We start from the raw sequence: 9000 nt of genomic DNA on the forward strand, positions 1-9000 counted from the left end.
GTCGTCAGCGAGGTCTTGACCCACCGGCCGGGCCGCAAATTGCTGGTCAGGACGAGACTGCCGATTCGTAGCGTTTGACGAACACTTGGGAAGAGCAGGTTCGCCTGCTCCGGTCCGTGGATCTCGATAAGCGCGTCCTCATTACCGTGTAGCTTTCGTCGTTGAGTTTGGCTACTTTGGTGCCCACCAAATGAATGGTGGACGCAACAGTGGATAGCTCTCTTCAAACCAAACGGTCCAAGCGACCCAATTTTTCTGTCGAGTTCAAGCGGCAGATCGTCGAGGCGACGCTCAAGCCGGGCGCTTCAGCCGCGCTCATCGCTCGCGAGCACGACATCAACGCCAATCTGCTGTTCAAATGGCGTCGTCATTACCTTGCCGGCGATTTCGGCATGCCCGACGTCCCGTTGCCAGAGGTGACCGCACTCAACTGGCTACCAGTGACAGTAGCTGAGCCTTCACCGGAAGTGCCGGCATGCGCATCGCCGGACAGCACCAGGATGTACGAGGTTGAGTGTGGCGACGTCCGGCTACGCCTGAGCGCGGACACACCGATCGCAACCCTGATCAGGATTGTGCGGGGTCTTGCCCGATGAGCCTGCTGATGTTGTCGTCCGCCGTTGGCCTGCCGCCCGGATCCCGAGTGTGGCTGGCCGCGGGAGTCACCGACATGCGGGCCGGATTCAACAGTCTCGCGGCCAAGGTGCAGACCGTGCTTGAACGCGATCCGTTCTGCGGGCACGTCTTCGTGTTCCGTGGCAAACGCGGGAGTCTCGTGACATAGTGCATCCTTTGGTTAGAAGCCTGGCAGCTTGAGTGACTTATCTGCTTCCTGTCGGGCTTTGAAGTGAGGCGGTCGCCTGTCCTTTATAGCCTGTACACCTGCCCTGACGGCGTCGGAATCGAGCGCAGCAACAGGAACCTGCCAAGGCGCGGAGGGCATGAGTTGAGTCGCAGGCAGTATTCCCTCCCGTATCAGGCGGTGAATCGAGCTCCCGTAGATTCCCAGTCGTCGTGAGGCCTCTTCCACGCTGATCGTCTCCGCATGCGACGCGGTTGGATCGAAAGGCGCAATGCCCAGCCGTTCACGCATTTCGGTAACACGAACCGTGGTCCAGGTCCTGCTGTCTGGCGATTTGCATCGCATCCGGTTCATGGTCACCGCAAGCTCCCTGTCCGGCCACTGTCCACCGAGCTTGCGCATGACCTCAACAGCACTGAAGTGTTGGCTGGATGGATATCGACCAACATTTACCCGCGCAACTCGCAGTTCTGTGTGCCGACCACCCGTCCAATGAACCGTGGCGACCGCTTCATTCGTGATGTCATCCAGATCAATCACGACTTCCTGAATGAGAATGCGGGTCAGCCGCTGCTTTGTTCGCATATCGGTGCCCGGCGCATTCCACGCCGCCGGGAGATCGCGCGCGAGCGTCATCAACTGCGTCTGGTCGATCGCGGGCCGGCTTGCAACCTCGCGGTCCAGAAGCGCTGCGCGCTCTTCGAGATGAGCGACACGTTCAAGGGCCGTATTCCAACGCCCTTCAAGCTCGCGTGCAACCAATCGTTTCGTCGGATCGACAACCTCATACCGGCGTGCGGCAAGAGAGGCATCGTAGCGCGCTTCCTCGAGTTCGCAGGCTAACGCGTAGACAGCGTCAAGCAGCACGGCCGGCCAGCGACAACTATTTTGGCCGGTCAACGGGTGTAGTTGTCGATGGCTAATTCATAGTTGTCGCGCCTCCATCGTAATTGTCGTCGGGTAATTGTCGCCGGCGCGCGCTCTGTTTGTCGCTGGCCTTACGACGGCGATAGCTTTCCACATTCAGTTCGAAGATCGTCGAGTGATGCACGAGCCGGTCGATGGCGGCGACCGTCATGCCGGGGTCAGGGAACACGTCATTCCAGCCCGAGAACGGTTGATTGGCCGTTATCAGAAGACTTTTACGCTCGTACCTCTCGGCAATCAGTTCGAACAGCACGCTGGTCTCGGCCTGGTCCTTGCGCGCGTATGACAGGTCATCAAGGACGATGAGATCGAAGCGGTCGAGCTTGGCCAGCGCAGAAGGCAACTGCAGGCTCTGGCGTGCCGCCTGCAGCTTCTGGACGAGTTCGCTGGTGCGCGTGAACAGCACGCGGTATCCGACGTCGATCAGGGCGTGCCCGATGGCCGAACCTAGATGGCTTTTCCCGACCCCAGGCGAACCTGCAACACACTGCCCATCATCATTGCGACGATGTCGTTGTCCGCTATCCGTTTCACCCGCGCTTCGGCGAGCGCGTTAATGTCATTGGAATGAATCGCTATCGAGGCGAGTCGTACCTGATCATCATGCAACCCGATGGCACTCGCGCTCATCTTCCGCCGTGGATGACCGGCGAAGCAGCAACTCGCATGTCTATCGTTGTGCAGCCGGAATTACCGCACGGGGCGTTGATCGAACTTCAACGCCTGGTCAGCGCCGCTTTATCTTCTTCAGTGTTGTCAACGCACAGGGGATACGGTGATGCGCAAACAGGTGATGGTGCAGCACGATCTGTTCGAGGGGAGCAGCGAGGAAGGACCTCTGCCCGCAGAGGTGTTAGCGGACGTAGTGGCGCAGTTGACACTGTTGATGCAGTCGGTGATCGATGCAATCGAGATGGAGGTGCGCGATGAACAAGATCCGCGCTGAGCATCTCTCGCGCCTCGCCTATGTCTACGTTCGTCAGTCGACGCTGGACCAGGTGCAGCATAATCGTGAGAGCCAGTTACGTCAGTATGGACTCGCCGATCGTGCCCGCGTGCTCGGCTGGCCTGAGGTGACGGTCATCGATGACGACCTGGGCCGCTCGGGCTCGGGTATCCATCGGCCCGGCTTCGAGCGCTTGCTGGCCGCCCTTTGTAGCGGCGCGGTGGGCGCAGTATTCTGTATCGAAGCGTCCCGGCTCGCGCGCAACGGGCGTGACTGGCACACGTTGCTCGAATTCTGTCGGCTCGTCGGAACGATCCTGGTGGATGAAGATGGTGTATATGATCCGCGCGAGCCTAACGACCGCCTGCTGCTGGGCATGAAGGGCACGTTATCCGAGATGGAACTCTCGACGTTTCGTCAACGCTCCCAAGCCGCGCTGGATCAGAAGGCCAAGCGCGGGGAGTTGTTCATGACCGCACCGATTGGCTACATGCGTGTTCCGAACAACCGCATCGAGAAGGATCCGGATCTACGTATTCGTGAAGCGCTCGATCTGGTGTTTCGGAAGTTTCGCGAGTTTGGTAGTGTGAGGCAGGTTTTAATCTGGTTTCGACAGGAGCGCATTGAGCTACCGGCGGCAAGCTATGGCCCGGAGGGCCGTTATATTGTCTGGAAACTACCGGTCTATAACACCCTGTGGCATGTCCTGACGAATCCCACCTACGGCGGGGCATACGCATTCGGCAAGACCAAGACGATTGTGCGCATTGAGAGCGGTCGCAAGCGGCTGTACAGCGGCACCCACGTCAATCGCGAAGAATGGCAGGTCTTGATCGTCGAACACCACGCGGGATACATTAGCTGGGACGAGTACGAGAGCAATCGCAAATTGATCACCGACAACGCCAACATGAAGGGCAACATGGTTCGGGGTGCGGTCAAACGCGGCGGTTTGCTGTTGGCCGGTCTCATCCGCTGCGGCCATTGCGGTCGCAAACTGCACGTCGCGTATTCAGGCACCAAGGGCGACATCGGCCGCTATAGCTGTCAGGGCAGCATGATCAATCATGGCGGCCCACGCTGCATCTCGTTCGGTGCGGTGCGCGTAGACCAACGCGTCGCTGAGGAAGTTCTACACCGACTTGAACCATTGGGCATTCGCGCATCGCTGGACGCCATTGAGCGCAAGCGCCTGAGTGAGGATGAGCGAGTCCGGCACAAGGAACTGGCGCTCGAACAGGCACGTTATGAAGCTGCTCGGGCGCGTCGGCAGTACGATGCGATCGATCCCGATAACCGGCTGGTAGCCTCCGAGCTTGAGCGTCGGTGGAACGACGCGTTGGCAACACAAGCGCAGCGGCAGTGCGAACTGGATGCGCTGCGCGAGCAGCCTGCAGACTCACTCAGCGCCACCGCGCGCGACGAGCTCATGAGATTAGGAACTGACCTGCCCAGGTTGTGGAATCACCCTGCCAGTGCCATCGAGATCAAGAAACGTATCTTGCGCACCGTGCTCAAAGAGATTGTCGTCACCAAGCAGGACCACACCATCCGGGCGCTCCTACACTGGCAAGGGGGCGATCACACCGAGCTCGAATTTGAAACGAACCGGACCGGTCAACATCGCTGGGCCACTGACGTCGAAACGATCGACATCGTTCGAGCCTTGGCGAGAACGCTTGCAGACCAAGGCATCGCTGCTGTCGTTAATCGTTTAGGCAAACGCACGGCGAAAGGGCTTTCATGGACAGCGGCGCGAATTTGTATCTTGCGCAAAGACCATGCGATAGCCGCTTATCGCGAGGGAGAGCGGCAAGAGCGCAATGAGCTGAATGTGACGGAAGTCGCGGCGCTATTAGGCATCAGTACACCGACCGTCTTCCGGCTGATCCGCATCAAGCGATTGCCTGCCACGCAGGCGTGTCTTGGCGCACCGTGGATTTTACGGCGCGTCGATGTCGAAACGTTTATCACAGCAAGAAGTGCCATCGAGGGTCCGCAATCAGCTGACCCGAATCAACTATCCATTGATCTTCAATAACATAGGGAGGTGAGCATTATGTCTCGTGTCCGGGTGGCCCGAACAGAAGGACCGTGGCGCCTTTCTCCAGCCATGACTCGCCAGTGGCCAGCGCCGTGACATGGGCCTTCGACACCATTGGCACGGCGCTGAAGTCGAAGGTGGCGAGCGTCTTGGTCGGGTCCATCTGCGACTCGGTGCGGTGCCGCTCGATGCGTCGTTTGGCGCGCTCAGCCAGCTCGTGCTCAAGCAGTGCGCCAAGCAGTCGCGTGGCCTGCCAGCCTTCCTTATCCGAGCGCTCGGCGAACTCGGGCCACAACCTGCCGATCGTTGGCAAGCGCAGCTCGTTGAGCATCAGGGCCAGGCGGCCACCATCATGTGCGGCGCGTTCATGCTGCCATCTCCTCGAGCAGTTCGTCATAGACGGCAACGGGCGGCATCTGAACCTCCACCTCAGGACACGAGGCCTCACGGGGTGCGTACTGCTCACGCAGCGCCTTGAGATCGGGCAGCTTGCCGGCTTCCAGCAATACGTCAAGCTGTCCGGCCAGTACGGCCTCCACGCCATGCAGGCCGGCGAGTTCAAGCAGGCCAACCATCGTCTTGCATGCTTCGCGTTGCGACAGGCGGGCGTCGAGTTGTTCCCAGGTCCGGCGGTAGGCCTCGCGCGGGAACAGCGCGTCACGAAACGCGAGCCCCTTGAATGCCTGCGGTTTGCGCTTCAGGGAGCCAATGAAGTGGCGGTAATCAAGCGCGTGACGGTTGTCGTGGGCACGGGAGCCCCGTGCGGTGCTGTGCACCAGCACGCCAGACAGGTAGCAGTCGAGCCGGTCGCCGTAGACGCGCACCTTTAGCCGGTGACCAATCAGGCGCGACGGCGCACTGTACAGGATGCCGCGCACCGTGAACGTGCTGCAGCGGGTCACAGGAGCCTCCTCCTCGACGAAGTCGGTGGTACGGTACTCCGGCAGATCCTGAAGCTGCTGGCGCTCGATACGGAACGCGGCCGCGTTGCGCCGGTTTCGACGCATCACCTGCTCGCGGATGAATTCATCGTAGCGGCACGATCAGCGAAGTCGCGATGGCCACGAAGCATCAAGGCCTGATCGACCGCATCCTTCAGATACCGGTGCGAGGATTCGACACTCCCGTTCTCATGACCCAGACCGCGATTGTTGCGCGTGCCCTGCATGTCGTAGTGATCGAGCAGCGCCTTGTAACGGGTCCGTGAGTCCTCCTTCTCGCTCAGGTTTTTGAAGGCGGCCGACAGGCTGTCCGTGCGATGCTCGCGCGGGCAACCTCCCGCCTGCCACAGGGCGTTCTGCAATCCGGTTGCGAGGGCCTCGAAACTCTCACCGCCCCTCGACCACGCCAGGCGTACTCCCAGCGTGAGAACGCCAGCACGAAGTGATACAGCCGGTGCTCGAACGGTGCGCCGCCAATCGTCACGCACAGCTTGCTCATATCGGTGAAGTCCGACAGCCCGCGCACGCCGGGCTGATGCTCCTGGGGGAAGAAGATCTCCTGACTGGGGCCTTCAAGTGCCCGCCATTGATGAATGCGCCGCTCCAGCGTGCGGCGCATGCCGTCGGGATAGCGCTCCGGGTGATCCTCCTGCAGCTTGCGCAGGATCGTGATGCCCATCAGATGGGGGGCGTTACGCAGTAGCGGCATGATCTCGCTGTCCCAAACATCGGCGAACGGGTCGGGACGGGTGCGCCAGGACCGCCGCGGCTTCTGGGATGGCAGAGTCGCGTCACGCTCAATGCGGCGTGCGCTACGCACGCTTATTCCAGCCTTGGCGGCCGCGACTTCCTGCGGATGGTGTTTGCGCTTGTTCATGTAAAGGCGAAACCTGTTGGTCGGTATGCGGGTTCCAGACATGAGCTGATCGCTTCTTCTTTAGGATCGATCAGCCATCCTATTGCCCGCCGACGCGGCGCCGCCGGTGGTTCGTCGTCTCCGGCGGCTACGCCGCCTGCGACTCCTCACCACCGGCCAAAACAAGTCGTCAACGACCGGCCACGATAATTGTCGCCGCCCAAACGCGCGACGCACATCATCGCCTGCGCGGCGATGTTTGCTGTGCAGCGCGAACGGCCGCTTCCACTGCATGCTCCGAAACCGCTTCGAGAATTGCGGCCGCCACGCTTTTGTCGATACGTATTCCACCGATTCCGATACAGCGAAATGCTCCGACGTGTGCTTCGTCGCCGCGGCATAATAGCGATGCGCGTGACCGGCTCTCGTGCCGTAGTTGACTCGCATCATTCGACCGCATCGGCCACATCGAGCCAGGCCAGTCCAGCAAGGCCCGCCCGCCACGAGCAGATCGGCGGGAGGCTCGCTTCTTCATGTGTGTGTTCTCGGCAATCATCCTTTGATTGCTCCTCGAACTGATCCCACGTGATATACCCAGGGTGATGGTCCCGCAGCAGGACGCTCCAGTCTCTCATCGGTTTGGAGTGGCCTTCAGTCTTGCGAGCCCGTCCGTCGATGACAGCAGTGCGGTGGGTCGTCCTTCCAACACATACGCCGCCAGCATAAACGGATGCTCCAGTATCTGGACAAACCGTGTGATATGCAGGCCGGCTCCATTCGATCCGGATGCCGGCGGGGCCGTGCCGCGTTACGGGCAGCTTGACATCCGATTGTTATGGCCCATAGCAGCACCCTGACGGGCAACTGGCCGAGTTCGCGAAACTTACGGAATAGCACCCGGATCGCCTCGGCAACCCGCTCGTCCGCATCCATCTCGATCTGTCCAAGCTCGTTCCAGCAGTAGCCGGGAGGTAGCGCGAAGCGCAAACTCCCACGCCGGGCCTCGAATCACGGGCGGCAATGCCGCGCTGTCGCAGCAGACTGAGTTCGTACTCCGACATCGTTCCTTTGAGTCCAAGCAGGAGTCGATCGTTGACCAGCCTGGGGTCATAAATACCGTCGTGATCAACCACGACCGTGCCGACCAGTGCGCAAAGATCAATGAGATGGTGCCAATCGCGGCCGTTGCGCGCAAGTCGTGAAGCCTCGAGACAGAACACGGCGCCGACGGATCCTGCGCACACTGACGCGACCAGCTTCTGGAATCCAGGCCGCTCGACACTGCCGGACCCCGAACGTCCAAGATCATCGTCGATGGTTGTTACTGAAGCAAAGCCCATGGCTCGCGCAGATTCGGCGAGCGCGTACTGACGATTCTGGCTCTCCGTGTGCTCCACCACCTGGCTCATGGTTGACTGCCGGACATAAACGACTGCACCGCGGCAGAGATGCTCAGCGGAAATCTTCTGGCTCATCACGATCTCCTGGGTCGTTTGTGTTCACCGGTCTGCCCAGCGCTTCCAGCAGAAGTGCTGCGAGCGCTTCGATCACTTCCTCCCGTCGATTCCCCACGATGGCTGCGTTGAAGGTTGGATCTCGATACAGTTCCAGCGGAAGCTGTACGCCGGGTTCTCTTTGCAGTCGTCTCATCGGAATGGCCCTCCGTTGACAGAGGTTTCGATGATCCTCCTTCGACGGAGTGGCGCTTTCGCTCAGACAGGATGCGACACAGGAAGGCCAGCGCTTCGGCGCTCACTCGCGGTTCGCCGAGCGACATTGCCGAGCATATCGACGCATCGAGCATCCAGGCCGGCAACTCGCGGGAGATCTGTTGCGGCACGTCGAGGTGAACCATCTGATTTCCGCGGCGCCCAGTACGACGGACCAGCCTGTATTCCTGGCCGTAGGCGGGATGCCAGCGGTATGCGATCGTAACGATTTGCGATCGGTATGTTGAATGTCGTGCGGCTTGGCGACCTGCTCAAGGTGCTGTGGTGGAGCGGCGATGGCATGTGCCTGCTGATGAAGCGACTCGAGAAGGGTCGCTTCGTATGGCCTCAAGCCGACAGTGGCGTTATTTGCCTGAGCCCGGCACAACTATCGATGCTGCTCGAAGGCATCGACTGGCGGCACCCGACGAGAACAGCACGACCGACCTCGGCGTTGTAAACGTCGTTGCCTGCGCGTAAACTGCGTGCATGACGCGCGCGAACCTACTTCCGACGATGTCGAAACGCTGAAGGCCATGCTGCTCAGCCAGGAAGCGGCACTGCGCGAGCGCGACGCACAAGTGCTCAAACTGCAAGAAACGGTCGACTCGCAACAAGCCGCGTTGGCTTCGCGCGCAGCGGAAGTCGAACACCTCAAGCTGCTCATTGCCAAGCTGCGCCGTATGCAGTTCGGTCGCAAGTCGGAGAAGCTGGACCGTCAGATCGAGCAACTCGAACTGCGGCTCGAGAGCTTGAGACCGACGAAGGCACGGCG

Annotated in this window: 11 protein-coding genes and 2 pseudogenes; 6 read left to right on the forward strand and 7 right to left on the reverse strand. The window is 60.5% G+C overall.

The genetic code is table 11. The features are described 5' to 3' along the window. Window positions 1–209: 209 nt before the first annotated feature. A complete protein-coding gene (gene tnpA / locus B0G80_RS45085; RefSeq protein ID WP_258879301.1) occupies window positions 210–596 on the forward strand; it encodes an IS66-like element accessory protein TnpA in 387 nt (128 codons plus the stop codon). Continuing rightward, window positions 593–784 (forward strand): IS66 family insertion sequence element accessory protein TnpB, encoded by a 192-nt coding sequence (gene tnpB / locus B0G80_RS45090; RefSeq protein ID WP_220377539.1) that lies wholly within the window; start codon window positions 593–595, stop codon window positions 782–784. Before tnpA ends, tnpB (B0G80_RS45090) begins: the two co-directional genes overlap by 4 nt. Window positions 785–796: 12 nt before the next feature. On the opposite strand, the gene B0G80_RS45095 is transcribed toward tnpB (B0G80_RS45090), so the two are convergent. From B0G80_RS45095 to B0G80_RS47940, 3 genes and pseudogenes are all read right to left on the reverse strand, one after another. Further along, entirely contained in the window at window positions 797–1669 is an 873-nt protein-coding gene (locus B0G80_RS45095) for a site-specific DNA recombinase (RefSeq protein WP_181920245.1), read from the reverse strand. Between the two features lie 52 nt (window positions 1670–1721). Beyond that, window positions 1722–2207, reverse strand: a pseudogene (locus tag B0G80_RS45100) (ATP-binding protein); the annotation flags it as partial. Beyond that, window positions 2177–2359 (reverse strand): hypothetical protein, encoded by a 183-nt coding sequence (locus B0G80_RS47940; RefSeq protein ID WP_309568776.1) that lies wholly within the window; start codon window positions 2357–2359, stop codon window positions 2177–2179. The pseudogene B0G80_RS45100 and the gene B0G80_RS47940, both read right to left, overlap by 31 nt. A 148-nt stretch (window positions 2360–2507) precedes the next feature. Between B0G80_RS47940 and B0G80_RS46335 the strand changes: the two genes are divergently transcribed. Continuing rightward, window positions 2508–2675, forward strand: coding sequence for a hypothetical protein (locus B0G80_RS46335; protein ID WP_181919892.1), 168 nt, complete (start codon window positions 2508–2510; stop codon window positions 2673–2675). Next, window positions 2656–4716 carry a recombinase family protein gene (locus B0G80_RS45105; protein WP_116116778.1) on the forward strand — a complete coding sequence of 687 codons (2061 nt, stop codon included), beginning with the start codon at window positions 2656–2658 and terminating at the stop codon, window positions 4714–4716. Before B0G80_RS46335 ends, B0G80_RS45105 begins: the two co-directional genes overlap by 20 nt. Window positions 4717–4732: 16 nt before the next feature. Here B0G80_RS45105 and B0G80_RS45110 read toward each other — a convergent pair whose 3' ends face one another. The 4 genes and pseudogenes from B0G80_RS45110 to B0G80_RS45610 all read right to left on the reverse strand — a co-directional run bounded on the left by B0G80_RS45110 (window position 4733) and on the right by B0G80_RS45610 (window position 8166). Beyond that, on the reverse strand, window positions 4733–5116 hold the full coding sequence (locus B0G80_RS45110) for an ATP-binding protein (RefSeq protein WP_309568821.1): 384 nt from the start codon (window positions 5114–5116) through the stop codon (window positions 4733–4735). After that, window positions 5085–6537 (reverse strand): annotated as a pseudogene (istA, locus tag B0G80_RS45115) (IS21 family transposase). Before istA ends, B0G80_RS45110 begins: the two are co-directional and overlap by 32 nt. Window positions 6538–7349: 812 nt before the next feature. Then, window positions 7350–7991, reverse strand: coding sequence for a recombinase family protein (locus B0G80_RS46580; protein WP_220377540.1), 642 nt, complete (start codon window positions 7989–7991; stop codon window positions 7350–7352). Beyond that, the gene (locus B0G80_RS45610) at window positions 7969–8166 is read right to left on the reverse strand and encodes a hypothetical protein (protein ID WP_147309901.1); all 198 of its coding nucleotides are present in this window, start codon (window positions 8164–8166) and stop codon (window positions 7969–7971) included. The genes B0G80_RS46580 and B0G80_RS45610 overlap by 23 nt, the downstream gene beginning before the upstream one ends. A gap of 300 nt (window positions 8167–8466) precedes the next feature. On the opposite strand from B0G80_RS45610, the gene tnpB (B0G80_RS45125) reads away from it, so the two are divergent. Both tnpB (B0G80_RS45125) and B0G80_RS45130 read left to right on the forward strand, forming a co-directional pair. Then, window positions 8467–8685, forward strand: a complete 219-nt coding sequence (tnpB, locus tag B0G80_RS45125) for an IS66 family insertion sequence element accessory protein TnpB (protein ID WP_116120257.1) — start codon at window positions 8467–8469, stop codon at window positions 8683–8685. A gap of 76 nt (window positions 8686–8761) precedes the next feature. After that, a partial coding sequence (locus B0G80_RS45130; protein WP_220377542.1) for a transposase occupies window positions 8762–9000 on the forward strand: 239 nt, incomplete at its 3' end.

This window comes from Paraburkholderia sp. BL6669N2, from assembly GCF_003387275.1.
GTDB lineage: Bacteria > Pseudomonadota > Gammaproteobacteria > Burkholderiales > Burkholderiaceae > Paraburkholderia.